Source organism: Bradyrhizobium sp. 191, from assembly GCF_023100985.1.
Classification (GTDB): domain Bacteria; phylum Pseudomonadota; class Alphaproteobacteria; order Rhizobiales; family Xanthobacteraceae; genus Bradyrhizobium; species Bradyrhizobium diversitatis.
In genome coordinates this window covers 8031304-8057259 of record NZ_CP064692.1, presented here as the reverse complement: position 1 = coordinate 8057259, position 25956 = coordinate 8031304, and the positions used below count along the sequence as shown (strand labels likewise).

The 25956-nt window shown below is 65.0% G+C and carries 28 protein-coding genes; 16 read left to right on the top strand and 12 right to left on the bottom strand.

Translation table 11 applies throughout. The annotated features are described in order from the left end of the window. Positions 1-35: 35 nt before the first annotated feature. The gene (locus IVB23_RS38050) at positions 36-644 is read left to right on the top strand and encodes an FMN-dependent NADH-azoreductase (protein WP_197966116.1); all 609 of its coding nucleotides are present in this window, start codon (positions 36-38) and stop codon (positions 642-644) included. 78 nt (positions 645-722) lie between these two features. Here the strand turns inward: IVB23_RS38050 and IVB23_RS38045 are convergent, their stop codons facing one another. After that, positions 723-890 carry a hypothetical protein gene (locus IVB23_RS38045; RefSeq protein ID WP_061877300.1) on the bottom strand — a complete coding sequence of 56 codons (168 nt, stop codon included), beginning with the start codon at positions 888-890 and terminating at the stop codon, positions 723-725. A 176-nt stretch (positions 891-1066) separates the two neighbouring features. After that, positions 1067-1840: an SDR family oxidoreductase gene (locus tag IVB23_RS38040; RefSeq protein ID WP_247802024.1), complete on the bottom strand. Its 774-nt coding sequence runs from the start codon at positions 1838-1840 to the stop codon at positions 1067-1069. 121 nt (positions 1841-1961) lie between these two features. Between IVB23_RS38040 and IVB23_RS38035 the strand changes: the two genes are divergently transcribed. Further along, positions 1962-2426 carry a helix-turn-helix domain-containing protein gene (locus tag IVB23_RS38035; RefSeq protein ID WP_247802023.1) on the top strand — a complete coding sequence of 155 codons (465 nt, stop codon included), beginning with the start codon at positions 1962-1964 and terminating at the stop codon, positions 2424-2426. A 47-nt stretch (positions 2427-2473) separates the two neighbouring features. On the opposite strand, the gene IVB23_RS38030 is transcribed toward IVB23_RS38035, so the two are convergent. Both IVB23_RS38030 and IVB23_RS38025 read right to left on the bottom strand, forming a co-directional pair. Beyond that, complete coding sequence (locus IVB23_RS38030) at positions 2474-2863, bottom strand: hypothetical protein (RefSeq protein WP_197966118.1); 390 nt, start codon at positions 2861-2863, stop codon at positions 2474-2476. 9 nt (positions 2864-2872) lie between these two features. Further along, on the bottom strand, positions 2873-3076 hold the full coding sequence (locus tag IVB23_RS38025) for a hypothetical protein (protein ID WP_247802022.1): 204 nt from the start codon (positions 3074-3076) through the stop codon (positions 2873-2875). Positions 3077-3340: 264 nt separating this feature from the next. Here IVB23_RS38025 and topA point away from each other — a divergent pair, with 264 nt between their 5' ends. The 6 genes from topA (at position 3341) to rpmG (ending at position 11696) form a co-directional block, all read left to right on the top strand. Then, positions 3341-6112, top strand: a complete 2772-nt coding sequence (gene topA / locus IVB23_RS38020) for a type I DNA topoisomerase (RefSeq protein ID WP_247802021.1) — start codon at positions 3341-3343, stop codon at positions 6110-6112. Positions 6113-6119: 7 nt separating this feature from the next. Beyond that, positions 6120-8462 (top strand): ribonuclease R, encoded by a 2343-nt coding sequence (rnr, locus tag IVB23_RS38015; RefSeq protein WP_247802020.1) that lies wholly within the window; start codon positions 6120-6122, stop codon positions 8460-8462. After that, a complete protein-coding gene (locus IVB23_RS38010; RefSeq protein WP_061877294.1) occupies positions 8456-8896 on the top strand; it encodes a DUF983 domain-containing protein in 441 nt (146 codons plus the stop codon). Before rnr ends, IVB23_RS38010 begins: the two co-directional genes overlap by 7 nt. A gap of 31 nt (positions 8897-8927) precedes the next feature. Continuing rightward, positions 8928-9680, top strand: a complete 753-nt coding sequence (locus tag IVB23_RS38005; RefSeq protein ID WP_061877348.1) for an NUDIX domain-containing protein — start codon at positions 8928-8930, stop codon at positions 9678-9680. A 315-nt stretch (positions 9681-9995) separates the two neighbouring features. After that, positions 9996-11321, top strand: coding sequence for an LLM class flavin-dependent oxidoreductase (locus IVB23_RS38000; protein WP_247802019.1), 1326 nt, complete (start codon positions 9996-9998; stop codon positions 11319-11321). A 207-nt stretch (positions 11322-11528) separates the two neighbouring features. Then, a complete protein-coding gene (rpmG, locus tag IVB23_RS37995; protein WP_007603295.1) occupies positions 11529-11696 on the top strand; it encodes a 50S ribosomal protein L33 in 168 nt (55 codons plus the stop codon). Between the two features lie 1080 nt (positions 11697-12776). Here the strand turns inward: rpmG and IVB23_RS37990 are convergent. Further along, a complete protein-coding gene (locus tag IVB23_RS37990) occupies positions 12777-14009 on the bottom strand; it encodes an MFS transporter (protein WP_247802018.1) in 1233 nt (410 codons plus the stop codon). A 129-nt stretch (positions 14010-14138) separates the two neighbouring features. On the opposite strand from IVB23_RS37990, the gene IVB23_RS37985 reads away from it, so the two are divergent. Further along, the gene (locus IVB23_RS37985; protein ID WP_061877291.1) at positions 14139-14744 is read left to right on the top strand and encodes a TetR/AcrR family transcriptional regulator; all 606 of its coding nucleotides are present in this window, start codon (positions 14139-14141) and stop codon (positions 14742-14744) included. A gap of 351 nt (positions 14745-15095) precedes the next feature. Here the strand turns inward: IVB23_RS37985 and IVB23_RS37980 are convergent, their stop codons facing one another. Both IVB23_RS37980 and IVB23_RS37975 read right to left on the bottom strand, forming a co-directional pair. Beyond that, a complete protein-coding gene (locus tag IVB23_RS37980; RefSeq protein ID WP_061877290.1) occupies positions 15096-16469 on the bottom strand; it encodes a PleD family two-component system response regulator in 1374 nt (457 codons plus the stop codon). Positions 16470-16483: 14 nt separating this feature from the next. Further along, on the bottom strand, positions 16484-16849 hold the full coding sequence (locus tag IVB23_RS37975; RefSeq protein ID WP_035709808.1) for a response regulator: 366 nt from the start codon (positions 16847-16849) through the stop codon (positions 16484-16486). Between the two features lie 239 nt (positions 16850-17088). On the opposite strand from IVB23_RS37975, the gene IVB23_RS37970 reads away from it, so the two are divergent. From IVB23_RS37970 to IVB23_RS37960, 3 genes are read left to right on the top strand one after another with little or no spacing between them, the layout of a single operon-like run. Continuing rightward, complete coding sequence (locus IVB23_RS37970) at positions 17089-17400, top strand: DUF3572 domain-containing protein (RefSeq protein ID WP_061877289.1); 312 nt, start codon at positions 17089-17091, stop codon at positions 17398-17400. Next, positions 17397-18686, top strand: a complete 1290-nt coding sequence (locus IVB23_RS37965) for a DNA polymerase IV (protein ID WP_247802017.1) — start codon at positions 17397-17399, stop codon at positions 18684-18686. Before IVB23_RS37970 ends, IVB23_RS37965 begins: the two co-directional genes overlap by 4 nt. Beyond that, complete coding sequence (locus tag IVB23_RS37960) at positions 18686-19093, top strand: ACT domain-containing protein (protein WP_247802016.1); 408 nt, start codon at positions 18686-18688, stop codon at positions 19091-19093. Before IVB23_RS37965 ends, IVB23_RS37960 begins: the two co-directional genes overlap by 1 nt. A gap of 30 nt (positions 19094-19123) precedes the next feature. Here the strand turns inward: IVB23_RS37960 and IVB23_RS37955 are convergent, their stop codons facing one another. Beyond that, positions 19124-19525, bottom strand: coding sequence for a RidA family protein (locus IVB23_RS37955; RefSeq protein ID WP_247802015.1), 402 nt, complete (start codon positions 19523-19525; stop codon positions 19124-19126). A gap of 204 nt (positions 19526-19729) precedes the next feature. Further along, positions 19730-20575: a cell envelope integrity EipB family protein gene (locus IVB23_RS37950; RefSeq protein ID WP_247802014.1), complete on the bottom strand. Its 846-nt coding sequence runs from the start codon at positions 20573-20575 to the stop codon at positions 19730-19732. Between the two features lie 223 nt (positions 20576-20798). On the opposite strand from IVB23_RS37950, the gene IVB23_RS37945 reads away from it, so the two are divergent. The 4 genes from IVB23_RS37945 (at position 20799) to IVB23_RS37930 (ending at position 23981) form a co-directional block, all read left to right on the top strand. Next, positions 20799-21266 carry a RidA family protein gene (locus tag IVB23_RS37945; RefSeq protein WP_061021329.1) on the top strand — a complete coding sequence of 156 codons (468 nt, stop codon included), beginning with the start codon at positions 20799-20801 and terminating at the stop codon, positions 21264-21266. Between the two features lie 5 nt (positions 21267-21271). Continuing rightward, complete coding sequence (locus tag IVB23_RS37940; protein ID WP_247802013.1) at positions 21272-22018, top strand: glycerophosphodiester phosphodiesterase; 747 nt, start codon at positions 21272-21274, stop codon at positions 22016-22018. Positions 22019-22235: 217 nt separating this feature from the next. Continuing rightward, positions 22236-23492, top strand: coding sequence for a GNAT family N-acetyltransferase (locus IVB23_RS37935; protein ID WP_247802012.1), 1257 nt, complete (start codon positions 22236-22238; stop codon positions 23490-23492). A 60-nt stretch (positions 23493-23552) separates the two neighbouring features. Then, positions 23553-23981, top strand: a complete 429-nt coding sequence (locus tag IVB23_RS37930; RefSeq protein ID WP_247802011.1) for an HIT family protein — start codon at positions 23553-23555, stop codon at positions 23979-23981. A 120-nt stretch (positions 23982-24101) separates the two neighbouring features. Here the strand turns inward: IVB23_RS37930 and tsaA are convergent, their stop codons facing one another. The 3 genes from tsaA to IVB23_RS37915 are packed head-to-tail and all read right to left on the bottom strand — an operon-like array spanning position 24102 to position 25711. Beyond that, entirely contained in the window at positions 24102-24593 is a 492-nt protein-coding gene (tsaA, locus tag IVB23_RS37925) for a tRNA (N6-threonylcarbamoyladenosine(37)-N6)-methyltransferase TrmO (protein ID WP_197966130.1), read from the bottom strand. A 30-nt stretch (positions 24594-24623) separates the two neighbouring features. Continuing rightward, positions 24624-24974 carry an AzlD domain-containing protein gene (locus IVB23_RS37920; RefSeq protein WP_061877280.1) on the bottom strand — a complete coding sequence of 117 codons (351 nt, stop codon included), beginning with the start codon at positions 24972-24974 and terminating at the stop codon, positions 24624-24626. Next, positions 24971-25711: an AzlC family ABC transporter permease gene (locus tag IVB23_RS37915; protein ID WP_061877279.1), complete on the bottom strand. Its 741-nt coding sequence runs from the start codon at positions 25709-25711 to the stop codon at positions 24971-24973. The genes IVB23_RS37920 and IVB23_RS37915 overlap by 4 nt, the downstream gene beginning before the upstream one ends. Positions 25712-25956: the final 245 nt, after the last annotated feature.

The window sequence follows — 25956 nt, the reverse complement described above, 5'->3', positions numbered from 1 at the left end:
GCTCTGGTTACAAACTTATACCAGGGTGACCCCACATGAAACTGCTCCATATCGACTCCAGCGTGCTCGGCCCCCACTCCGTCAGCCGGCAGGTTTCCGCCGCCATCGTCGACCGGCTGCGCCAGGCGACGCCTTCGCTCGAAGTCGTCTACCGCGACCTGACCCAGACGCCACTTGCCCATCTCTCCGGCTCGCATCTCGCGGCCGCGCAAGGCGCCCCCGCACCGGCGGAGCTTGCGTCCGACCTTGCCGCAAGCGCGGCCGTGCTGGACGAGTTCCTGAGCGCCGACGTCGTGGTCATCGGTGCACCCATGTACAACTTTACGATTCCGAGCCAGCTCAAGGCCTGGATCGATCGCATCCTGGTGGTGGGGAAGACTTTTAAATACGGCGCGGCCGGGCCGGAGGGGCTTGCCGGGGGCAAGCGCGTGATCGTCGCGATCTCGCGCGGCGGCTATTACGGCGCGGGCTCGCCCGTCGCGGCGCTGGAGCATCTCGAAAGCTATCTGCGCGGGGTGTTCGGCTTCATCGGCATCCACAATGCCGAATTCATCATCGCCGACGGCATCCAGGTCGGACCAGATCACCGCGAGAAAGCGCTAGCGGGCGCGCTTCAAGCGGCCACCAGCCTGCGGGCGGCCTGACGCCGCGCCGAGATCGGCCGCCGCCGAAATACGCGGCGGCTGACGGCTGCACGATCTGCAAAGCTGGAACCAGACGCCCTAAATGCCCAGGATCACGGCAACGAGCGAGACGAACAGGCCGATCCCGCAAAACAACGCGATGGCGACGAACTCGGACGTGTCTGAGCGCCTGGCCGGAACGGCGGATCTTTCGGTGAAGATGCGCGGCGATGACAGCGACGAGAAAAAACGGGCTGCTTTCGGCATGCTAGACTCCTTATAAATAATGAGTCTGCCCCGCCCCATAAGAGAGTCTTTCCAGCTCACGCGAAGGTTCAACGCCGCGTGCCAAGGTTAGGTTCAGCCAATGATCCCGCAGGACGTCGGAACCAGGCGGCGCAACCCACAGGCTGCGCCGGCCAGTTCGATTGCGCCTGGCTTGATCAGCCGCGATAGATCGGCGCGCCGCTCGGGGAGGCCACCGCGCCGCCATCGACAAAGATTTCCTGGCCCTGCACATGCGCGGAATCATCTGAGGCAAGGAAAAGCACCGTCTTCGCAACGTGATCCGTTTCGCCGATGCGGCCGAGCGGCGTCGATAGCGCGATCCGCTTCTCGAACGCCTTCTCGGCTTCGGGCGTCGCGGTCGCGGGGCCCCAGATCGGGGTGCGGATCGCGCCGGGCGCCACGACATTGACGCGGATTCCGCGCGGCGACAGCTCCGAGGCCATGATCCGCGCCATAGCCCGCACGCCGGCCTTCGCGGCACCGTAAGCGGAGTAGCCGGGAATGCCGAGCACGGAGATCACCGAGCCGTTGAGGATGATCGAGGCGTTGTCGTTGAGATGAGGCAGCGCCGCCTGCACGGTGAAGAACACGCCGGTCAGATTGGTGCTGATGACCTTCTCGAAGACCTCAGGCGTCGCCGAGCCCAGCGGCGTGCCGCCGGCGATACCGGCATTGGCAAACACGATGTCGAATTTGCCGAACTTTTCCGCGCCCTGCTTGATGGCGGCTTCGGTCGCGGCGATGTCGGTGGCATCGGCGGCGAGTGCGAGTGCGTTCGGCCCGAGTTCCTTCGCGGCAGTCTCCAGCGTCTGCTTGTTGCGCCCGGTGATCACCACCTTGGCCCCTTCGGCCGCGAACAGCTTTGCCGTTGCAAGCCCGATGCCGCTGTTGCCGCCCGTAATCAATGCCGTCTTGTCCTTCAGTCTCACGCTCGCCTCCAGTAGTTGCATGATGAAACTAGATTGCCATCTAGGGCATATGGTTTTATGATGCAACCGCACAAGCGCGTGATCGGCGCCGGCGCCGTGCGAACGCGATAGGACGAAGGTGATGGTGAAACGAACCAGCTTCGAAGGCGATTCCTGCCCGATCGCACGCTCGCTGGAGGCGCTCGGCGACTGGTGGTCGCTGCTGATCATCCGCGAGGCGCTGTTCGGCGTCCGCCGCTTCGGCGAATTCCAGAGCAAGCTCGGCATGGCCAAGAACATCCTGTCGGCCCGCCTGCGATCGCTGGTCGACCACGGCATTCTCGAGACCGCCCCCGCCTCCGACGGCAGCGCCTATCAGGAATATCTGCTGACGCCGAAGGGCCGCGGCACCTTCCCGATCCTGGTCGCGCTGCGGCAATGGAGCGAGGCGTTCGACGACCACCCCGAGGAGATCGCGACCATCCTGGTCGATCGTGCGAAAGGCCGCCCGGTGAAGATGCTGGAAATGCGCGCCGAGGACGGCCGGCTGCTCAGTCCCGCCGACACCACGCTGAAGCCGCGGCCGGCGCGACGGCGGTCGGCCTGATTGCGGCGGCGAACTGCCACCACACCGTCAATGCGCGCGAACTCTGGCTAGCATCCGACCAGGGTAGCCCTGCGAACCATTTTCAGGCGATCGGCGCGTTGGCGCCGGCCGAACTCGGCCTCGTAGTTCAGATCGTAAACGCAGCCGACCTTCATGGCGGCAAAGTCCGCATTCCGCTCGATCGTGTAATGACCGGAAGGCTCCGTCTTGAGATGGACGCGACCGGGCTCGAACCAGGCTTGATCGACGCCGCGATAGGTCACCCGATCGGTCCAGCCGACGGTCGCAAACCAAAGGATCAAGCCTCCGATCAATGCCACCATGATCACGAGGCTACGAACATCGTTGCGGAGCTTGTCCGCAAGGCTCGAGAGATTGAATGCGTTCTCCACATTGGCTTTGTCGTCGGTCGAACGCGATAGTTCACGCCAAGCCAACCAGCCTCGTCACGACAGCTTGCGCTTGGTCCGCAGCCGCAGATGCTCGTCGGCCTCCAGCTTGGTCATGCCCAGGAGATAATGCAGCACGTCGAGCTTGTGGCGCTCGGCGAGCTTGCGCAATGCTCCGGTCTGCTCGGCGATGAAGGCGACCGCCTCGTCCGCGCCGCCCTCCCCTGGTTCCTCGTGGCGCGAGCCTCCCCGCGCGCCCAATGCGGCACGCTTCCGTTTCTTTGGCTTAGTTACCAAGACCCCCACCCGAATCCATGGCCCCAGCAGCAACATTACGCCCACATCGACCGCAACTCCAAGGTGGTATTTTGCAACTTTCTCGATATGAAACTTTTCCCATCGAGGCGGCTTTCAACACCCCTCGATTTGACAGCGGAGGCCGCACCACCCATGTTCGGGTCGAAACGGCCGACCCGAGTCCTTTCGTTTTCGGCCCAAGATTTCCCCGTAAGTTACTGGAACTACATGAATATCGTCATCGTGGAGTCGCCGGCGAAAGCCAAGACGATCAACAAATATTTGGGCTCGTCCTATGAGGTTCTGGCCTCATTCGGCCATGTCCGCGACCTACCCGCGAAGAACGGCTCCGTCGATCCCGATGCCAATTTCAAGATGATCTGGGAGGTCGATCCCAAGGCGGCCGGCCGGCTCAACGAGATTGCCCGGTCCCTGAAGGGCGCCGACCGTCTGATTCTCGCCACCGACCCTGATCGCGAGGGCGAGGCCATCTCCTGGCACGTGCTGGAGGTGCTGAAGGAAAAGCGCGCACTGAAGGACCAGAAGATCGAGCGGGTGGTGTTTAACGCCATCACCAAGCAGGCGGTCTCCGACGCGATGAAGCATCCGCGCCAGATCGACGGCGCGCTGGTCGACGCCTACATGGCGCGGCGCGCGCTCGACTACCTGGTCGGCTTCACCCTCTCCCCCGTGCTTTGGCGCAAGCTCCCGGGCGCGCGCTCGGCCGGCCGCGTGCAGTCGGTGGCGCTGCGCCTCGTCTGCGACCGCGAGCTCGAGATCGAGAAGTTCGTGCCGCGCGAATATTGGTCGCTGATCGCGACCCTGCTCACCCCCCGCGGCGACACCTTCGAGGCCCGCCTCGTCGGCGCCGACGGCAAGAAGATCCAGCGTCTCGACATCGGCACCGGCGCCGAAGCCGAAGACTTCAAGAAGGCGCTGGAGGCAGCCAGCTACACCGTGACCGCGGTCGATGCCAAGCCGGCGCGGCGCAATCCGCAGGCGCCCTTCACCACCTCGACGCTGCAGCAGGAAGCCAGCCGCAAATACGGCTTTGCGCCGGCGCACACGATGCGCATCGCCCAGCGCCTTTACGAGGGCATCGACATCGGCGGCGAGACCACCGGACTCATTACCTATATGCGTACCGACGGCGTGCAGATCGATCCGTCCGCGATCACCCAGGCGCGCAAGGTGATCGGCGAGGATTACGGCAACGCCTATGTTCCGGATAGCCCCCGCCAGTACCAGGCCAAGGCCAAGAATGCCCAGGAAGCGCACGAAGCGATCCGCCCGACCGACCTCTCCCGCCGCCCCGACAGCTTGAGCCGCAGGCTCGATGCCGATCAGGCGAAGCTCTACGAGCTGATCTGGAAGCGCACGATCGCAAGCCAGATGGAATCCGCCGAGCTCGAGCGCACCACCGTCGACATCACGGCGAAGGCAGGCTCCCGCACGCTGGAGCTGCGCGCCACCGGCCAGGTCATCAAGTTCGACGGTTTTCTGGCGCTGTACCAGGAAGGCCGCGACGACGAGGAAGACGAGGATTCCCGCCGCCTGCCCGCGATGAGCCCGAACGACGCCCTGAAGCGGCAGAGCCTGTCCGTCACCCAGCATTTTACTGAGCCGCCGCCGCGCTTCTCGGAAGCATCCCTGGTCAAGCGCATGGAAGAGCTCGGCATCGGCCGGCCCTCCACTTATGCCTCGATCCTGCAGGTCCTGAAGGACCGCGGCTACGTCAAGCTGGAGAAGAAGCGCCTGCACGGTGAGGACAAGGGCCGCGTCGTGATCGCATTCCTGGAAAGCTTCTTCAGCCGCTACGTCGAATACGATTTTACGGCGGGCCTCGAGGAGCAGCTCGACCGCATCTCCAACAACGAGATTTCCTGGCAGCAGGTGCTGAAGGACTTCTGGCGCGACTTCATCGGCGCCGTCGACGACATCAAGGATTTGCGCGTGGCGCAGGTGCTCGACGTGCTCGACGAGATGCTGGGTCCGCACATCTACCCCGCCCGCTCCGATGGCGGCGACGTCCGCCAGTGCCCGAACTGCGGCACCGGCCGGCTGAACCTGAAGGCCGGCAAGTTCGGCGCCTTCGTCGGCTGCTCGAACTATCCGGAATGCCGCTACACCCGCCAGCTCGCCGCCGACAGCGAGACGACTGCCGACCGTTCGCTCGGCCAGGATCCCGACACGGGTCGCGATGTCTGGGTCAAGGCCGGCCGCTTCGGCCCCTATATCCAGCTCGGCGAGCAGAAGGATTATGAAGAAGGCGAGAAGCCCAAGCGCGCGGGCATTCCGAAGGGCACCTCGCCCGGCGATGTCGACCTCGAGCTCGCGCTGAAACTGCTGTCGCTGCCGCGTGAGATTGGCAAGCATCCGGAAAGCGGTCTTCCGATCACCGCCGGCCTCGGCCGCTTCGGACCGTTCGTGAAGCACGACAAGACCTACGCCAGCCTGGAAGCCGGCGACGAAGTGTTCGACATCGGCCTCAACCGCGCGGTGACATTGATCGCCGAAAAGGTCGCCAAGGGCCCGAGCCGCCGCTTCGGCGCGGATCCCGGCAAGGCGCTCGGCGATCATCCGACGCTCGGCACCGTCACCGTCAAGAGCGGGCGCTACGGCGCCTATGTCACGGCCGGCGGCGTCAACGCGACGATCCCGGCCGAGTTCGAGAAGGATACGATCACCCTGCCACAGGCGATCGCGCTGATCGACGAGCGCGCGGCCAAGGGCGGCGGCAAGAAGACCACCAAGGCGGCGAAGAAAGCGGCCAAGCCGGCCAAGGCCAAGAAGACTGCAGAGAAAACGGCGGACGGCGAAGATTCCGCGCCAAAACCGAAGAAGCCGGCCGCGAAGAAAGCCGCGGCCAAAACCAAATCCGAATCCACCAGCAAGGCGCGCGCCGCCGTGCCGTCGACCGCCAAGACGTCGCCGACCAAGGCCGCCGCCACCAAGAATCCTGCAAATACTCCGGCCAAGAAGAGTGCCGGCAAGAGTTAGAGGCTAAGTGAAACGCAAGAATGACCATGGCTTTCCCGACAGGAACGCCATCGTCGCCTTCATCAAGGCAAATCAGGGAAATGTCGGGACCCGCGAAATTGCACGCGAGTTCGGCCTGAAGAACGCCGATCGCGCCGAGCTCAGGCGCATGCTGCGCGAGCTCGCCGATGACGGCATCGTCAAGAAGAAGCGCCACAAGATCTCGGAGCCGGATACGCTTCCGCCGACGCTGCTCGCGGACATCACCGGCCGCGACTCCGACGGCGAATTGATCGCCTCCCCCGCCGAATGGGACGAGGTCGAGAGCGGCGAGCCGCCGAAGATCCTCATCGAGATGCCGCGCCGGCCAAAACCCGGCACCGCCGCCGGTGTCGGCGACCGTGCGCTGCTGCGCGTCGAGCGCTCGGAGGAGACCGAAGGCCCGGCCTGGCGCGGCCGCATCATCAAGGTCATCGACAAGGCCAAGAGTCGCATCCTCGGCGTGTTCCGCGAGCTTCCCGAAGGCGGCGGACGGCTCGTTCCCGTCGACAAGAAATTCGCCGACCGTGAGCTGAACATCGCCAAGGCCGATTCAGGTGGCGCGCAGGATGGCGACCTCGTCAGCGTCGACATCGTCCGCTCGCGCGGCTTCGGCCTCGCCTCAGGCCGCGTCAAGGAGAAGCTCGGCTCGGTCAAGTCCGAGAAAGCGATCAGCCTGATCGCGATCTACGCTCACGACATCCCGCTGCAATTCTCCGCCGCCGCCGAGCACGAGGCGGAGGCGGCCGAGCCCGCCAATCTCAGGGGACGCGAGGACTGGCGCGACGTCCCGCTGGTCACGATCGATCCGCCGGACGCAAAAGACCACGACGACGCGGTCCACGCGCAGCCCGACGACGATCCCAACAACAAAGGCGGCTTCATCGTCAACGTCGCCATTGCCGATGTCAGCTTCTACGTCCGGCCGGGCACCGCGCTCGATCGCGATGCGCTCGATCGTGGCAACTCGGTCTATTTCCCCGACCGCGTGGTACCGATGCTGCCCGAGCGCATCTCCAACAATCTCTGCTCGCTGGTGCCCGGCGAGCCGCGCGGCGCGCTCGCGGTTCGCATGGTGCTCGGCCCCGACGGGCGCAAGCGCTCGCACAGCTTCCACCGCATCCTGATGCGCTCGGCCGCGAAGTTGAGCTACGCGCAGGCCCAGGCCGCGATCGACGGGCGGCCGGACGACACGACCGGCCCCCTGCTCGATCCGATCCTGAAGCCGCTCTATGCCGCCTATGCCTGCGCCAAGCGCGCACGCGACGAGCGCGATCCGCTCAATCTCGATCTGCCCGAGCGCAAGATCCTGCTCAAGAGCGACGGCACGGTCGATCGCGTCGTCGTGCCTGAAAGGCTCGATGCACACAAGCTGATCGAGGAGTTCATGATCCTCGCCAACGTCGCGGCAGCCGAGATGCTGGAGAAGAAATCGCTGCCGCTGATCTACCGCGTGCATGACGAGCCGACGCTGGAGAAGGTCCACGCCCTCGCGGAATTTCTGGAGACGCTCGACGTCCCCTTCACGAAATCGGGCGCGCTGCGCCCGACGCTGTTCAACCGCGTGCTGGCCCAGCTCGAAGGCCATGACTACTATCCGCTGGTGAGCGAAGTCGTGCTGCGCGCCCAGGCGCAGGCCGAATATTCCTCCGAGAATTACGGCCATTTCGGCCTGAACCTGCGCCGCTACGCGCATTTCACCTCGCCGATCCGCCGCTACGCCGACCTCGTCGTGCACCGTGCGCTGGTTCGTGCGCTCGGCCTCGGTGAAGGCGCCCTGCCCGACAGCGAGACGCCGGAGAGCTTGAGCGAGGTCGCCGCCCACATCTCTGTGACCGAACGGCGCGCGATGAAGGCGGAGCGCGAGACAGTCGACCGCCTGATCGCCCATCACCTCGCCGATCGCATCGGCGCAAGCTTCCAGGGCCGCGTCTCCGGCGTCACGCGCGCAGGCCTGTTCGTCAAGCTGAGCGAGACCGGCGCCGACGGATTGATCCCGATCCGATCCCTCGGCACGGAATATTTCAACTATGACGAGAGCCGTCACGCGCTGGTCGGCACACGCAGCGGCACGACGTATCAGCTCGGTGACGTCGTCGACGTCCGTCTGATAGAAGCAGCCCCGATTGCGGGCGCACTGCGCTTCGAGCTGCTGTCGTCGGAGAGCGACAGCTCGCCACGGGAGCGCCGGCCGTTCCGCCCGCAGCGAAAATCATCCAAGCCGCATCCTGGACGCAGCCCGGAGAGAAAACGCAAGCCGGAGAAGAAAAAGCCCGGCAAGGGGAAGAAGAGCAAGAGCAAAGGCAAGGGACAGAAGGGCAAGGCATGGTGACGATGAGCACGGCCCCGAAGATCTGGACGCGCGAGAGCGGTCTCGTCGAGAAGCGCGACCTCTGGACGGCAATGAAGCGCGGCTTTCGCGGCCGCTGCCCGCGCTGCGGCGAGGGAAAGCTGTTCCGCGCCTTCCTGAAGACGGCGGACAATTGCGCGACATGCGGCCTCGATTTCACGCCGCATCGCGCCGACGATCTGCCCGCCTATCTCGTCATCGTCATCGTCGGCCACGTCGTGGTGCCGGGCGTTTTGTGGATCGAGACCAACTACACCACGCCGGTCTGGATCAGCTTTGCCGCCTATCTGCCCTTCACCTTCGTCGCCTCGCTCGCGCTGCTGCAGCCGGTAAAGGGAGCTGTGGTCGGCTTGCAATGGGCTCTGCGCATGCACGGGTTTGACGAGAACCCTCCGGATGGTATTCCGCCTGTGTAAGCAACAAGCAAGAAGCGGTTTGGGTGAGGACATGACGGATATTGCGCAGGCCGAGGAGAAGGCAAAAGTTCACGAGGCGAAGGAAGCCGACCATCATCCCTATTTCCGCCCGCGGGATGCGGCGACACTGATCCTGGTCGATCGCAGCGGCGCCATTCCGAAAGTGCTGGTCGGCAAGCGCCACGACAAGGTGGTGTTCATGCCCGGAAAATTCGTCTTCCCGGGCGGCCGCGTCGACAAGGCCGACTATCGCGTGCCATGTGCTGCGCCGATCACCGCGGAGCTGGAGGCCAATCTCGCCAAGGGCAGCCCGAAGACGCCGGCCTCGCGCGCGAAATCGCTCGCCATTGCCGCGATCCGCGAAGCCTGTGAGGAAACCGGCCTGTGCCTCGGCCGCAAGGCCGAGGGCAAGGTGACGAGGCTCGATGGCCCCTGGAAGCCGTTTGCGGATGCGGGCCTGCTGCCTGATCCGTCCAGCCTGTTCCTGATCGCGCGCGCGATCACCCCGCCCGGCCGCGTCAAGCGGTTCGACACGCGCTTCTTCACCGCCGATGCCTCCGCGATCACCCACCGCGTCGAGGGCGTGATCCATGCCGATGCGGAGCTGGTCGAGCTGGTCTGGGTCGAACTCGGCTCGAAACCGCTCGCCGACCTCCATCCGATGACGCGCAACGTGCTCAACGAGCTCGACACCCGCCTTGCCACCGGCCCGCTCAGCCACGAGGCGCCGGTGCCGTTCTTCCATTTCTACGGCGGCAAGATGCAGAAGGATATTTTGAGCTAGGCCGCCATTGCGCGGCGCGCCCATCCCCGCTCGTCGTCCCGGACAAACGCGCCTCAAGCGCGCGCAGATCCGGAACCCATAGCCACAGGCAGACGTATGGCGCGAGCAGGCAACCGCGAGTCCTCGCAAAACCAGAGCCGGTGGATATGGGTCCCGGATCTGCGTTTGCGCTTGTCCGGGACGACAGCGGAGAGGCTGGCGCGAACATGCTGAGATAACGCTCAAGAACGAAAAATTCTTCCTGCCCTCCCCAATGGCGGAGCTCCGCCGCGTCCCTATGTCTTCCCGAGCGTCACCAAGAACGGACCCCGGGCGATGGCACAACGGCAACTCAAGCTTGGCGCGTTCATGCGCCCGATCAGCATCCACACCGCCGCATGGCGCTATCCCGGGGCCTGGCCCGACGCCAATTTCAACTTCTCGCACATCAAGACGCTGATCCGGAAGCTCGAGGCCGGCAGGTTCGACGCCTTCTTCATGGCCGACCACCTCGCCGTCCTCAACATGCCGATCAACGCGCTCAAGCGCAGCCACACCGTGACCTCGTTCGAGCCGTTCACGCTGCTGTCGGCGCTCTCGGCCGTCACCGAGCGCATCGGCCTGATCGCGACGGGTTCGACCACCTTCGACGAGCCCTATCACGTCGCACGCCGCTTCGCCTCGCTCGATCACATCAGCGGTGGCCGCGCCGGCTGGAACATCGTCACCACCTCGAACCCTGACGCCGCACTCAACTTCGGCCTCGACGACCACATGGAGCACGCCGAGCGCTACAAGCGCGCCCGCGAATTCTACGACGTCGTCACCGGCCTCTGGGATTCCTTCGCCGACGATGCCTTCGTGCGCGACGTCGAGAGCGGCCTGTTCTTCGATCCGCAGAAGATGCACACGCTCGACCACCACGGCAAATACCTGAAGGTGCGCGGCCCTCTCAACATCGCCCGGCCCGTGCAGGGCTGGCCGGTGATCGTGCAGGCCGGCGCGTCCGAAGACGGCAAGCAGCTCGCGGCCGAGACCGCCGAAGCCGTGTTCACCGGCGGCGGCAGCCTCGCCGACGGCCAGAAGCTCTACGCCGACATCAAGGGCCGCATGGAGAAGGTCGGCCGCGATCCCGAGCACCTCAAGATCCTGCCCGGCGCCTTCGTCGTGGTCGGCGACAGCGTCGACGAGGCCAGGGAGAAGCGCGCCCTGCTCGACAGCCGCCTGCATTACGACAGCGCCATCGCCTCGCTCTCCGTCATCCTCGGCACCGATGCTTCCGGCTTCGATCCCGACGGCCCTCTGCCTGATATCCCCGAGACCAACGCCAGCAAGAGCGGCCGTCAGCGCATGGTCGATCTCGCCGCCCGCGAAAAGCTCACCGTGCGCCAGCTCGCCCAGCGCGTCGGTGGCTATGGCGGCCTGTCCTTCGTCGGCACCGCAAAGACCATCGCCGACCAGATGGAGGAATGGCTGGTCGGGCGCGGCTCGGACGGCTTCAACATCATGTTCCCGTTCCTGCCCGCCGGCCTCGACGATTTCGTCGACAAGGTCGTCCCGGAGCTCCAGAAGCGCGGGATTTTCCGCAAAGAGTATGAAGGGGCCACCTTGAGGGAGAATCTGGGCCTGCCGCGGCCGAAAAACCGGTTCTTCGAGGCCTGATCAGGCCGTTTTGAGTGGTTTTCCGGGGCCTAGAGCCCCTTCGTGGCTCTAGGTTGTTGTTTTGACGCGTTTTCTTGACGCGAACCGGTGTCCACTTCGCTCGAAAACGCTTCGAAACCTTGACATCAGGCGGTTTCTGGCTAGGTTGCCGGCCAACGCGGGCCGTTTGGCCGGCTCCAGATTCCCCGATATTCTGAGGTTCAGAACATGGCCAAAGCGGTCACCATCAAGGTCAAGCTCGTGTCCTCGGCCGACACCGGCTTCTACTACGTCGCCAAGAAGAACTCGCGCACCATGACCGACAAGCTGGTCAAGAAGAAGTACGACCCGGTTGCGCGCAAGCACGTCGAATTCCGCGAAGCCAAGATCAAGTAAGATCGCGGGACGTTGAAGACTTTGACGGGGCCCTCACGGGCCCCGTTCTCATTTTCTCCGCTACGGACGCTGCGCTGCGTCCGGGGCACGAGAAGGAGATCGACGCGCCACTCTTTTTCCACGGCGTCATTGCGAGTTTGGCGCTGGCTTGCCTTGCTCGATGCTGTCGACCACGCTCAGCGCATTTATGGCGGCGGAACCAGGCGCAGTAAAAAATGTGAGCCAGCCCACAGATTTTCGCTCGGAAGAATGTCAAGCTAGTGGACAGGTTTGGCCATTAGGGTGGGGAGCATTCATGGAAACGGTGAAACATTGTCGAGCCCAGTCCATTGAATGCCTAAGCTTGATGCAATCAGCCCGCGACGAGACTGAAGCAAGGCTTCTGAAGTCTCTGTCGCAAAGCTGGGTCCGCCTTGCAAACCAGATTGATCGGTACAAATCGTTTCGTTCGGCGCGTGACAAGGGGCCTACCGCTTAGCTACACGCGCCGCTGCACGATCCACTCCGAGCCGGGAAATCCGCGAGGCGATAGGCGTGAAGCGCCCGGCGTCAGACCTCGGAGATGACCGTCGTCCAGCTCGAGGACAAGTTTGCTCGGCGACGAGCTCACCACCCGCGTGCTGATGACAGTTGCATCACCGAGTATGATCGGCAGGTCGGTTCCTGCCGGTGGATAATCGTGAAATCCGGAATTGGTCCTCAGCCACACCTTAGCTCCGGTCTCAAGTGTCCAATGTGTCGTATGGCCCGCCCATTCCATGTCTTAGTCCCTGTGGCGAGGGGCGTGCTAGCGGTTTTGTGATCAGTCGACTTGACGTCCGACAACTCCTGGCAAGGCAGACTGCGACATGGCGTCCGATTGGGCTACGCCGGGGCGCCATTCCTGGTCATCCAGGAGCCTTTCCCGTTCTGATGGAATCGGAACGGCTCTGCATTCTGGCCTTGACGCGTCTTCTTGACGCGAAGCGGTGTGCGCTTCGCTCGACAACGCAGACCTCAGCCGAAGCCCTGGACGTCCGCTCCTAACAGCGCGGCGTCCGCTGTAAGCTCCCAAGCTGACGAAAGCGACCGGTCGCCCTGCTACGCCGTCCGCAACACCGGCGGCTGCGACGGCCTGATCAGCGCGAACGCGACCTGCACGATGCCGCCGGCGAGGCCGAGCGCCACGCCGATGCGCCAGGCCATGGTGTAGGAGCCGAGCGCGTCGTAGAGCACCCCTCCCCCATAGGCGCCGAGGAAGCTGCCGATCTGGTGGCTCATGAAGGCGAGGCCCTGGATCATCGCCTGCCAGCGCAGGCCGAACATCTCGGCGACCGCGCCCGCGACCAGCGGGCCGACGCCCATCCACAAGAAGCCCATGATCGCGCCGAACAGCAGCGTCGAGAACGGCGTCGCCGGCAGCATGAAGTACCAGGCGAGCGCCAGCGAGCGCAGGATGTAGATGCCGCCGAGCAGTGCCAGCTTGTTCCAGCGCTGGCCGGCCCAGCCGAAGAACAGCGAGCCCAGCACGTTGAAGCCGCCGATCATGCCGAGCGTCTGCGCACTGAGCATGGGATCGAGGCCGCAGATCGCCAGATACGACGGCAGATGCGTGGTGAGGAACACGAGCTGCATGCCGCAGACGAGATAGGCGCAGGTCATCACCACGAAGGACGCATTGCCGAATGCGGTCCTCGCCGCGGCCGCCGCCGTGGCATCGTCGATCTCGTCGGCGGCCGGCTTCGGCAGCGGGATCCTGTCGACGCGACCGGCATACCAGGCAGCGGGGATCATCAGCACCGACATAATGACGAATCCAGCAAGGCCGATGCGCCAGCCGAAACCCTCGTTGAGCATCTGCCCGATCGGCGCCGACAACAGCGCGCCGAGCGAGCCCGCGCCGGAGACGATGCCGAGCACGGTGGAGCGCACCGTTTCCGGCACCGCACGCGCCGCCACCGACATCGCGATCGCCGCGGCGGTGCAGGCCAGGGACGTGCCGATCAGCACGCCCGCTCCGATCATGATGCTGACGAGCCCGTTCGCGGTTGCCATCAGCGCGAGCCCCGCAATGTACATCAGCGCGCCCGCGATCATGATCGGGCGGAAGCCGTAGCGCGCAGTGAGCGCGCCGGCGGGCGGCTGGAGAAAGCCCCAGGCGAGGTTCTGCACGGCCAGCGCCAGCGTGAAATCCGAGATCGAAATGTGGATGTCGTGCGTCAGCGGCTGCATGAAGATGCCGAGGCTCTGCCGCAGCCCCATGCTCAGCGTCAGCATGATCGAGGCGCCGATCAGGATCGGCAATGTCGGACGCAGGACCTGCAGCAGGGGCATTTTCTTCTCCCTCGTCGGCACGGCGCAAATGCCGTCGTCTGCTTTTGCCGTTGATTTTGGGTACACAGACCTGTTTACAGAGGCTATGGATGTCAGGTGCTGTCAAGCGAACAGGACGCGTGCTGCCGCATGGCTCCCCCGCCCAAACAACAGACGATGAAAGCGCGGATCCTCGAGACCGCCGACAAGCTGTTCTATCTGCAAGGCATTCGCGCCATCGGCGTCGACACCATCGCGGCCGAGGTCGGCATCTCCAAGCGCACGCTCTACAACCACTTCCCCTCCAAGGACGCGCTGATCGCGGCCTATCTCGAGCGCCGCTTCGTCAGCGCACGCCCCTCCGACAAGCCGCCGGCCGAGCAGATCCTCGCAACGTTCGATTCGCTCGAGCGGCGCTTCGCGGCGAAAGACTTTCGCGGCTGCCCGTTCGTCAATGCGGTCGCCGAGCTCGGCCCCGCCGACCGCGCCGTGAAGAAGATCGCGATCGCCTTCAAGGAAAGCCGCCGCATCTGGTTTCGCGAGCGGCTCACCGAGCTCGGCGTCGCCGATGCCGAGGCGCTGGCGACGCAGCTGGTGCTGCTGGTCGACGGCTCCATCGCGCAGGATCTCGTGCGTGACGACCCCGCGATGGCGCGCGCCGCGAAGGAAGCGGCAAAGGTGCTGCTGCGCAATGCGGGTGTGGATCTGGGTGGTGATGCGGAGCCGGTGAAGGGACGCAAGTCCGCGCCACAATAATCACTGTCGTCCCGGACAAGCGCAGCGAAGCGGAGCGCAGAGCCGGGACCCATAACCACAGGGAGAAGTTGGGCGAAGACTCGTGGTTGCCAGCTCACGCCATAACCGCTCCCTGGGGTTATGGGTCCCTGCGTTCGCAGGGACGACGACTGAGGATGTGGAGGAAGCGCGGACGCCTGACTACTCGTCAGGACCATTTCGCGACCTTACCAATATGCTCCTGTTTTGCCCGACGAGTCAAATGACGCTGCCGCCGACGCAAGCCGGTCCGCCACCCGCGCAAGCCATTGATCCAGCTGGCGCCGGCTACTGTGCATGGGGTTGTTTTCGCAGTTTTGTGTCGCGGCGGCCTCACGCCGCCTGCGACACCACCCGATTGCGGCCGTCGTGCTTGGCGCGATAGAGCGCGGTGTCGGCGCGCTTGAGGACATCGGCAACCGCCTCGCCCTTCCGCTCCAGCGTGGTGAGGCCGATCGAGATCGTGACCTCGATGCGCTTGGTGCCCTTGTGGATCGCGAACGGCTCGCCGGCGATCGATCGGCGCAGGCGCTCGGCGACCATGCCGGCGACGTGAAGATCGGTCTCCGGCATCACGATGACGAACTCCTCGCCGCCGTAGCGGCAGGCGAGATCGATGCCGCGGATCGACTTGCGAACGCGCACCGCGAACTCACGCAGCACGTCGTCGCCGGCGTCGTGGCCGTAATTGTCGTTGATCGACTTGAAGTAGTCGATGTCGAGGATCATCAGCGCCAGGGGCTTGCCGCGGATCGAGGCCTGCTCGGCGAGGGTCGCGAGATGGCTCTCCATGTAGCGGCGATTGTGCAGGCCGGTGAGCGCGTCGGTGATCGCCATCTCGATCGAGTTCTGCACGTTGTCGCGCAGATGATCGGTGTAGCGGCGGCGGCGGATCTGGGTGCGGGCGCGGGCCAAGAGCTCGGTCTTGTCGATCGGGCGCAGCAGGTAGTCGTTGACGCCGATCTCGAGGCCGCGGAGCAGCCGCGTCGAATTCTCGGGGTCGGCGATGGCCAGGATCGGCACATGCCGCGTGCGCTCCAGCGAGCGTGCCTGGCTGCACAGCCTGAGGCCGTCGAAATTGTTGAGGTCGAGCGAGACGATCAGGAGGTCGTAATTGCCCTCGGCGGCGTGGAACAGCGCCTCCGTCGGGTTCGGCTCGACGTCGATGGTGTGCTCGGCAGCGAGGATCGTCGCCAGCCGCTCGTAGGAGGACTCGCGATCATCGACCAGAAGGATGCGGCCGCCCTTGCCGGTGTCGGCGACGGCGCTGCGCTCGGGCGCCTGCATGCCGATCTCGAGCGAGGTGATGGCGCGCATGCGCAGCTCGTCGGTCATCATCTTCAGCCGGGTCAGCGAGCGCACGCGCGCGATCAGCACGACGTCGGAGACGGGCTTGGTGAGGAAGTCGTCGGCGCCGGCTTCCAGGCCGCGGTTGCGGTCGGCGGGGCTGTCGAGCGCTGTCACCATGACGACGGGAATGTGATGCGTGGCCGGATCGGTCTTGAGGCGGCGGCAGACTTCGAAACCGTCCATGTCGGGCATCATCACGTCGAGCAGGATGATGTCGCATTCGGCGCGCCTTGAGATCGCCAGCGCCTCGGTGCCGTTCGAGGCGGTCATCACGTCGAAATATTCGGCGGACAGGCGGGCTTCGAGGAGTTTGACGTTGGCAGGAACGTCATCGACAACCAGGATACGCGCGGACACTTTGAACTCACTTCCTATCCGATAAAACGCCGGACCGTCTCAATGAATTTGCCGACCGAGATCGGCTTGGACAAATAGGCCTCGCAGCCGCCCTCGCGGATGCGCTCTTCGTCGCCCTTCATCGCGAATGCCGTGACCGCGACGATGGGAATGGTGCGCAGCTCCGGATCGTCCTTGATCCAGCGCGTCACCTCGAGGCCGGAGACCTGCGGCAACTGGATATCCATCAGCACGAGGTCGGGCCGCATCTTGCGAACGAGATCGAGCGCCTCGTACCCGTTGCTGGTGCCCGAAGTCTGATAACCATGCGCCTCCAACAGGTCGCGGAAGAGCTTCATGTTGAGCTCGTTGTCTTCCACGATGAGGACGGTCTTAGCCATCCCGTCCTCCTGATTGGCGCGAAGCCGGATACATGTGACGCCTCAGGCGCCGCTTTCCGGCGCTTCGAAAACTGGATTCAAACTAGCCTCAGATTCGCTCTAGTTTCGTTAAAGCCGAGGGGCCACTTTCTGCGATGTGGTTTCCGGTTGCTTGCCCCCGGGGTCGCAAGACTCAGGCACGAGACTCGGGCATGATGCAAAGTAGACACCGAAAGTTAACGGAAAGGCAAATCGGGCCCGTGAAAAAGCCTGTTCACAACCCCCGCGAAGTCGCTGAAATCGTTGCGATTCAGGCGCTGTCCTTCGTCGCGAGCGAGCCCGAGCGGCTGGGCCTGTTCCTGGCTGAGACAGGTGTGGGCCCTGAGACCCTCCGGAACGCCGCCTCGGACCCGAACTTCCTCCTCAACGTGCTCGATTTCGTGCTGCGCGATGACGCCACCGTGAAGGCCTTCGCGAGCGCCTCGGAGCTGCATCCGACCAACGTTGCCGCAGCGCGGCAGGTCCTTGGGGACGCGCTCGGCGACCCCTCCTGGGAGCGCGACGTGCCGTGACGGCCGCCGACCCGGCCGGGCCCCGCTGCTTCTGCCGGGATTGTCTGGCCGACCTGGATATGGAGGTGCGGCGCTGCTCGGCCTGCGGTTCCCCTCGCCTCGTCCGCCACCGCGCGCTGGCTGGCCTGACCATCGCCCATATCGACTGCGACGCCTTCTACGCGACGGTCGAGAAGCGCGACAATCCTGACATCGCCGACAGGCCCGTCATCATCGGCGGGGGAAAACGCGGCGTGGTGTCAGCCGCCTGCTACATCGCCCGCACCTATGGCGTACGCTCCGCGATGCCGATGTTCAGGGCGTTGGAGGCCTGCCCGCATGCGACCGTGATCCGGCCGGACATGGCCAAATATGTCCGCGTCGGCCGCGAGGTGCGCCAGGCCATGCAGGCGCTGACGCCGCTGGTCGAGCCGCTCTCGATCGACGAGGCCTTCCTCGATCTCTCCGGCACCGAGCGCGTGCACGGCATGATCCCCGCAAAGGTGCTGGCGCGCTTTGCCCGCGACGTCGAGCGCGACATCGGCATCACCGTCTCGGTCGGCCTGTCCTGCAACAAGTTCCTGGCCAAGATCGCCTCCGACCTCGACAAGCCCCGCGGCTTTGCCGCGCTCGACCAGGAGGAAGCCCGGTCGATGCTGGCGGAAAAGCCGGTCGGCTTCATCTTCGGCGTAGGGCCAGCGACGCAGGAGCGCCTCGTGCAGCGCGGCTTCCGCATCATCGCCGACCTGCAGAAGGCCGACGAGATCGAGATGATGCGGCAGTTTCCGAGCGACGGACGCCGGCTGTGGCGGCTCGCGCGCGGCATCGACGACCGCCGCGTCGAGCCTGACCGCGGCGCCAAGACGATCTCCAGCGAAACCACCTTCGAGACCGACATCCGCGATTTCGCGACGCTGGAGAAGATCTTGTGGGGGCTGTGCGAGAAGACGTCGTCGCGGCTCAAGAGCAGCGAGTTCGCCGGCTCCACCGTGACGCTGAAGCTGAAGACCGCCGACTTCCGCCAGCGTACCCGCTCGCAGTCCATTGCGGCCCCGACCCAGCTCGCCGCGAAGATCTTCTCGATCTGTCGCGAGATGCTGGCCAAGGAGATCGACGGCACCGCCTTCCGCCTGATGGGCGCCGGCGTCAGCGCGCTGCGCGAAGGCTCAGCGAGCGACGATACCGACATGCTCGACCGCCGCGCCGCGCACGCCGAGCGCGCAGTGGACAGCCTGCGCAAGAAGTTCGGCAGCGCCGCGGTGATCCGCGGCATCGCCTATGACGGACCGGAGAAGGCGCAGGAGTGATGCCGGGTGAACGCGATCTCGACGCGCTGCTCAAACACATGAAGCCGGTGATGCAGCCGGGCATCTTCGTGTTCTGCACGATCCCGGCAAACGAAAGCATTCCCACAGGACTCAATCCGCTCCTGACGTTCCGCGAGCGGGAAGGAACGACCTGTGTTGTCCTGCGCGAGGAAGCCGAAGCGACGGGATTGCGTTACGCATTCCCCTCGCACCTCATCACCTTGACGGTTCACTCCGCACTCGATGCGGTCGGCTTCCTGGCAGCCATCACGGCGCGCCTGGCCAAAGCCGGCATCAGCGTGAACGCCGTATCGGCCTTCCACCACGACCATCTCTTCGTGCCCGCCGACAGGGCCGACGAGGCGATGGCTGCTCTGCAGGAGTTGTCTGGCGCGAAGCGCCTTTAGCCCGGAGGCATCCGGGCTAAAGGAAAGACCTCAATCCGCGACTGCGACCGCCTCGATCTCGATCAACCATTCCGGCGCGGCGAGCGCAGAGATGCCGACGAGCGTGGAGGCCGGCGGCTCCATGCCTTCGAAGAAGGCGGAGCGGGCCTTGCCGATGATCGGGCGCAGCTCCGGCTTGTAGTTCACGACGAACGTCGTGATCTTGACGATGTTGGCGTAGGTCGCCCCGGCCGCCTTCAGGGCGTGGCCGAGATTCTGCATCACCTGCGTCGTCTGCGCGGCGATATCGCCCTCGCCGACGATGCGCCCCTCCTCGTCCACCGACACCTGGCCGGAGATGTAGATGGTGCGCGCACCGGTAGCAGTCACGACGTGGGAGTAAGCGGGATTGTGATGCAGGCCGCTGGGGCGGAGATGGTCGAGCTTCGGCATGGAGGCGCTCCCGGAGTTTGTCGTTCGGAGGAGCGTAGCTGGAGAGCGAGCTGAGAGCTAGCCCGTCATTGCGAGGAGCGAAGCGACGAAGCAATCCGGAATCGTTCCGCGGAGGGATTCTGGATTGCTTCGCGGAGCCTGTCATCGGGCCGCGCGCCGCGCGGACCCGTTGGCTCGCAATGACGGAGGAGAGCGCGCGCCCCCTCAATTGCAGGGCTTGCTATCCTTGACGTCGAACTTGCCCATCGAACCCGAGATCACGAAATCGTTGTAATCGAGCACGAGCTGGCGCGAGACGCCGTTCTCGTAGAGCTCGAACGACATCGCATAGACCGGCGTCTGCTCGCCCTCTTTCTGCTGGGCGTCGCGATCGAAATAGCTGACGGTGACGGGCCAGCGCTTCATCGACTTCATGTGCTCGTCCGAGGTCGACGGATCGGACGAGGTGGCGCGGTCGGCGGGGATCGGCTGGCCGATCACGGTCAGCGTGTTGTAGACCTTCTGGCCGTCGTCCGAGCCGTCATAGACGGAGAGCTCGAGCAGCGACTTGCCCTCTTTGGCGGCGGCGATGATGCGCTGGATCTGCTCGGTCGGGAACACGATCTTGCCGTCGAGGGTAAAGCTCTTCGGCGCCGGCAGCTTCAGCTTGACGTTGATGTGGTCGCCGTCGCGCTCGGCCGAGCCGTCGACGCGGCCGGCATCCGCCTCATTCATGCGCGTCTCGATCTTGAAGCGGTAGCTCTTGCCGGCGGCGTCCTCCCAGGAATTGGAGCGGAGATCGCTGAGCGTGACCTTGCCCTCGCCGCTGTCGAGCTCGGAGACCTGGCGGAATTCCGAGGTATAGCCCTCGCAGGCGTTCCCCGTGAAATTGTAGAGGATGCGGCCGCGGGCACTGTTGACCGAATTGGAGCGCGATTTGACGAGGTTGAGGTCATACAACGCCTGGTGCGCGAGGAACGGACCATTGGCGGCCAGCGCCCCGCCGCCGGGGCCGAAAACGGCCGCCGCGAGCGCCATCACACCGAGCGAAGTCCGGAAAAGGTGCACCATGTCTGTTCCCTGAGGAAAGCGCAGATTCGACATTTTAATGACCGTTCCATTGCGTCGCAACTGAGGCCGTTTCACGTAAAGTTACCCCTTCGCGTTGACCAGCCTCAACAAAATGCGCCCCCCTTCCGGTTGCTTGCATGTGACGGCACGATGGGCGAAACAGGGCGCGCCCGGCCTTCAAACGGACGCGCCGGGGCAATGATTTTGGACAACGAGGTCGGACATGGCGGGCACGGTCGAGCAGAAACTGGCGGAACAGGGCATCAAGCTGCACGAGGCCCCCACCCCCGTGGCCAATTACGTCCCGTTCGTGCGCACCGGCAATCTGCTGTTCGTCTCCGGCCAGGTCTGCTTTGATCCCGCCGGCAAGCTGATCGCCAAGGGCAAGCTCGGTGCCGGCGTCTCCATCGAAGAGGGCGCGGCGGCCGCGCGTGGCTGCGCGGTGAACCTGCTGGCCCAGGTCAAGGCGGCGCTCGGCGATCTCGACAAGGTCGTGCGGGTGGTGCGCCTCGGCGGCTTCATCAACTCGGCGCCGGACTTCCTCGACGGACCGAAGGTGCTCAACGGCGCCTCCGACCTGATGGTCGCCGCGTTCGGTGACAAGGGCCGCCATGCCCGCACCACCGTCGGTGTGGCCTCCCTCCCCGCCGATGCGGCGGTCGAGGTCGACGGCGTGTTCGAGGTCGCCTGACGCGAATGCGTGCTCCGGATTGGCTGACAGCGCGGCCGGTCGCACATCGCGGCCTGCACGACATTTCGCGCGGCATCGTCGAGAACATGCCGGGTGCGGTGCAGGCTGCGATTGCGGGCAATTTTTCCATCGAGGTCGATATCCAGCTCTCGGCCGACGGCGAAGCCATGGTGCATCACGACCACGCGCTGGGCCGTCTCACCGAGGCCACCGGGGACGTCATCTCGAAGACCGCGGCGGAGCTGAAGGCGGTCAGGTTCAGGGATACCGATGAGCGGATGATGTCGCTCAGCGATCTCTGCGCCATGGTCGCCGGCCGCGTGCCGCTGGTGATCGAGGTGAAGAGCCATTTTGGCGGCGACCGTAAGCTGGTGAAGCGAATGGCCGAGGTACTGGGATCCTATGACGGCCCCGCGGTCGGCATGTCGTTCGACCCCGACCAGGTGCTGGCGCTGCGCGAGCTATTGCCCTCCCGCCCGCGCGGCATCGTCGCGCAACGGACCTATGAGGATGAGTATTGGGCTAACCTGACGCAGCAGCAGCGCGACAGCATGCTGTACCTGCGCCACGGCCTGCAGACCCAGCCGCATTTCGTCGCTTTCAAGATCGATCACCTCCCGGCCCCTGCCCCCTGGATCGCCCGCAACGTCTTCGGCTGCGCCCTGCTCGGCTGGACCGTGCGCACCCCGGAGCAGCGGACGCGGGTCGCCCAATATGCGGATCAGATGATCTTTGAGGGGTTTGTGCCGTAGGAGGCGTTGTCGTCGGCGCACATAAGCTCTCGTGTCCCGGACGCGCTGCAACGCATCGCGTTGCTGCGCAGAGCCGGGACCCATCTCTTCGCGAGCGCGCTGCCACATGGGCCGCGGCTCAGCAGCGCACCACCAAGTGCTGCGCTGCGTCCGGGGCACGAGACCTGTGTTCCTCCACCCCTTGAAGTCGCTGCTGCAATGCACGATCTTGGGCGCAATGGCATCATCCGACATTACGCTCGAGGCCGTACCATCCATCGGCGAAGTCTCGCCCGAGGATTGGGACGCCTGCGCCAATCCCGGCAAGGCTCTTAACGAAAAGGCTTGCAAGGGGCATGGCCTGGGAGCCTCATCCGCCCTTCCAGCCGATTCCCTCAGCCTCTCAAGTCCTGCCTATAACCCGTTCGTCTCGCACGCATTTCTTTCCGCCGCCGAGAAGTCGGGTTCGGCGACCATCCGCACCGGCTGGGGTCCGCGGCATCTGGTGGCCAAGCTCGACGGCCGCGCCGTCGGCGTCGTGCCCTGCTATCTGAAATCGCACTCGCAAGGCGAATACGTCTTCGACCGCGGCTGGGCAGACGCTTATGAGCGCGCCGGCGGGCGCTACTACCCGAAGCTTCAGGTCTCGGTTCCCTTCACGCCGGCAACGGGGCCGCGGCTGCTGGTACGCGAAGGCGTCGACCGTGCGCAGATCACCGACGCCCTGGCGAGCGGCCTGGTGGCGCTGTGCGGCGTCAGCAAGGCGTCCTCGGTCCACGTCACCTTCGCGCGCGAGGCCGAATGGAAGCTGCTCGCAGAGCACGGCTTCCTCCAGCGCACCGACCAGCAGTTCCACTGGCACAACGAGGGGTTTGCGAGCTTCGACGACTTCCTGGCGACGCTGAACTCCCGCCACCGCAAATCGATCAAGCGCGAGCGGCGCGACGCACTGGCCGCGGGGATCACGATCCACTGTCTCACGGGCAAGGACATCACCGAGGATGCCTGGGATGCGTTCTTCCAATTCTACATGGAGACCGGCTCGCGCAAATGGGGCCGGCCTTACCTGACGCGCGAGTTCTTCTCACTGATCGGCGAGACCATGAGCGAGGACGTGCTGCTGGTGATGGCCCGCCGCAACGGCCGCTGGATCGCGGGTGCGATCAACTTCATCGGCTCGGACACGCTGTTCGGCCGCAACTGGGGCGCGGTCGAGCATCATCCGTTCCTGCATTTCGAGGTCTGCTACTATCAGGCGATCGACTTCGCGATCAGACACGGCCTGAAGCATGTCGAGGCCGGCGCGCAGGGCGAGCACAAGATCGCGCGCGGCTACCTGCCGCGCACCACCTACTCCGCCCACTTCATCGCCGATCCGGGCCTGCGCCGCGCCATCGACGATTACCTCAAGCGCGAGCGCGCCTATGTCGCGGAGGCCGGACGGGAGCTCGCCGAGCTCGGCCCGTTCCGCAAGGGCGCCGATGAGGCGCCTTGACGCCTCGCCGCCGCTGGTGACAGTAAGTGCAAAATCTCGAGGAGCCGCCGAGGAGCTACCATGACCGCCTACGACACCAACAACATCTTCGCAAAGATACTGCGCGGCGAGCTGCCCTGCTACAAGGTCTACGAGGACGGGCACGTGTTGGCCTTCCTCGACATCATGCCACGCACGCCCGGCCACACCCTGGTGATCCCCAAGGCCCCTGCCCGCAACATCCTCGACATCAAGCCGGACGACTACGCCCATGTCGCCCGCGGCGCGCACAAGATCGCAGCCGCCGCGATGAAGGCGTTCGGGGCCGACGGCATCACCGTGCAGCAATTCAACGAGCCGGCCGGCGGACAGGTGGTGTTTCACCTGCACATGCACGTGATGCCGCGCCACGACGGCGTCGCGATGCTGCCGCCGGCGAGCCGCAAGGAAGACGCCAAGGTGCTGGAAGAGCACGCGGCCAAGCTGATCGCGGCGTTGAAGGCCGGGTAGCCCCACAGACTCCGTCATTGCGAGGAGCCCTTGCGACGAAGCAATCCAGAATCCCTCCGCGGAGGCAGTCTGGATTGCTTCGTCGCTTCGCTCCTCGCAATGACGACGGAGAGAGCGTGACTACCCCGTCTCGAAATCGCCCTTCTGCGGCGCGGCCAGTGGCGTGAACTCGCAGCGGTCGGGCTTGAGATCGATCAGCGGTGTGTTGTCGAGGCAATCGAGCCCACGCACCAGGATCGCATTGCCCTCGATGCCGACCAGCTTCACGATCGACGTGCCGATCGGGTTGGGCCGAACCGGCGAGCGCAGCGAGAACGTGCCGCGGGTCTTCTCGTTGTTCTTCGGGCTTTGCAGGATGATGTCGCGGCGCGACTGGTCGAGCCAGTAGAGCACTTCGAGATTGCTGTAGAAATCGACGCCCTTGATCGCCGGCACGAACGGCTCGAAGATCTCGAGGCGGCATATCGGGCCGTCCTGACGCCCCTGCCGCGGCGTTTCCAGGCGCGACGTCCAGGGCGTGCGGATACGGCCGATGAAGACGAGGCCGGCATCTTGCGTCGGCGGCAGCTCGATGGCGACCTCGCCCTCGCGTAGCTCCTGTTCGCGAACCATGTTTCAGTTCCTTGCTGTTCGCCGGCGGTTTTAGCCCAACCACCACTTGCCGGCCAGCATGAAGACTTCGCCCGTGACCACGCCGGCGAAGATCGAGCGGCGGGTCAGCAGGAAGACGACGAGCCCGGCGCCGACCGCGCCATAGCGCAGCACGTCAGGTACAGTGGCAAGCGCCCCTGGCGGCTCCACCACGATCTGGGCGATGACACCGGCCAGGATCGCGGTCGCGACCGCACGCACCCAGACCAGGAGCTCCGAGCCCTCGTCGATGCCACCGCCGAACCACAGCCCCAGCATGCGCCAGATCTGGTTCGGAACGACGCCGGCGACGAACAGCACGGCGAGCGCGTGCCAGTCGCCGATGAGCTGCGCAAAGCTCATGCGCGCACCTCCCGCCACCAATGCACGCCATAAGCGATCGTGCCTGCAACGACGCCGCTGACGAGGATGTCGAGGCCGGAGTTCATCCTGGCGGCCAGCGGGTAGAGCAATATCCCGAGCGCCAGCGCAACGACATCGGCGACCTCGCGGCTGTTGCGTGCGGTCGAGAACAGGAAGGACAGCGGGGTCAGCAGCAGGATCGCCGCACCAAGCGTCTGCGTCAGGTTGGCGGCGAGGAAATAGCCGACCGTGTTGGCGACGAGGCACACCGAAACGAGGCCGCAGCCGAGCCCGTGGACGAAGGCGATGCGACGCTCGCGCGGCACAAGCGGCAGGAAGCGATGGCACTCGACCCACAGCGTCACCGCCGTCAGATGCGCGGCGAAGACCAGCTCGCGTCGTTTCGTCGTCGGCGTCCGCATCAGCGGCAGCACCGACACGACCATCGGAAACAGCCGAATGGCGCTCACCGTCACCGCGATCGCGGACTGGATGATGGTCGCGCCCGAGCCGAGCGTCGTGATGAGAATGATCTGCGCGGGACCGGCCCAGACGAACAGCGTCGAGGCGAGCGCCCAGACCAGGCTGAAATGGGTGTCGTGAGCAAGCGCGCCGATGCCGAGATAGGTCACGAACAGCACGATGGTGAGGATCGTCTGCGTGATCGAACGCAGTCCCCACGCAAACGCGCGCCACGGACTTTGCCACTGAGGGGAATCGAGCGGAGGAAGCGCCACGGGAGTGTCGGTCGGGGTTTACGGAATCGTGCCCGCATAACGGGCAATGGGGGCATCCGCGTCAAGGAAGCCCGCGGCGGGGCTGGCATGCGCGAGGCCCAGGCCCACCGTCGTCATTCCGGGGCGCGCCACTTGGCGCGAACCCGGAATCCATCTCGCGACGGTCTCTGTGGCCCGATGGATTCTCAGGTGCGCAATTGCGCACCATAGTTCGATGCTTCGCATCGCCCCGGAATGACGGCCAG